General features: G+C 67.3%; 1 protein-coding gene. It reads right to left on the bottom strand.

Annotated elements, in window-relative coordinates; genetic code table 11:
- Nucleotides 1–3: 3 nt before the first annotated feature.
- A complete protein-coding gene (gap, locus tag Tfont_RS14370) occupies nt 4–1026 on the bottom strand; it encodes a type I glyceraldehyde-3-phosphate dehydrogenase (protein ID WP_143969935.1) in 1023 nt (340 codons plus the stop codon).
- Nucleotides 1027–1032: the final 6 nt, after the last annotated feature.

The following is a 1032-nucleotide window of genomic DNA, read 5'->3' as shown; positions in this document are numbered from 1 at the left end:
GGCTCAACCGCGCGCGACGATGCGCGCCATCTCCAGGCACTTGGCGGCGTAGCCCCATTCGTTGTCGTACCAGGCCACGACCTTCACGAACGTCTCGTCCAGCGCCATGCCCGCCTTGGCATCGAAGACGCTGGTGCAGCTCTCGCCCCGAAAGTCGGTGGACACCACCATGTCTTCGGTGTAGCCCAGCACGCCCGCCATGCCGCCTTCGGCCACCGGCCGCTGGCTCATGGCGCGCATCTCGGCACAGATCTCGGCGTAGCTGGCCGGGCGCTCCAGCTCGCAGGTGAGGTCCACCACCGAGACGTCGCTGGTGGGCACGCGCAGCGACATGCCGGTGAGCTTTTTGTTGAGCGCCGGGATGACTTTGCCCACGGCCTTGGCCGCACCGGTGCTGCTGGGGATGATGTTTTCCAGGATGCCGCGCCCGCCGCGCCAGTCCTTGCGCGAGGAGCCGTCCACGGTCTTTTGGCTGGCGGTGGCGGCGTGCACGGTGGTCATGAGCCCGCGCTTGAGACCCCAACGGTCGTGCAGCACTTTGGCCACGGGCGCCAGGCAGTTGGTGGTGCACGAGGCGTTGCTGATGACGGCCTCGCCCGCGTAGCCGCCGTGGTTGACGCCGTAGACGAACATGGGGGTGTCGTCTTTGCTGGGGGCGGAGATGACGACTTTTTTGGCGCCGGCATCGAGGTGCACCTGGCAGCTTTCGGTGGTCAGGAACTGGCCGGTGCACTCCAGCACCACGTCCACGCCCATGTCGCCCCAGCGCAGCCGGGGGTTGTCGCGCTCGTGGCTCAGCGCAATGCGCCGGCCGTTGACGATGAGCGCGTCGTCGCCCTCGTGCGCGACGCTGCCGCGAAAGCGCCCGTGCACGCTGTCGTACTGCAGCATGTAGGCCAGGTAGTCGGCGCCCTTGGGGTCGTTGATACCGACGACTTCGATGTCGTCAAAGCCCCCTTGCAGCGCCGCGCGCAGCGACAGGCGCCCAATGCGGCCAAAACCGTTGATGCCAACGCGGATGGTCATGGTGTG

The sequence above is a fragment of the Tepidimonas fonticaldi genome, assembly GCF_007556755.1.
Taxonomy (GTDB): domain Bacteria; phylum Pseudomonadota; class Gammaproteobacteria; order Burkholderiales; family Burkholderiaceae_C; genus Tepidimonas; species Tepidimonas fonticaldi.
Note: the sequence above shows the minus strand (reverse complement) of the source record. Positions and strands in the feature narration are given on the sequence as shown.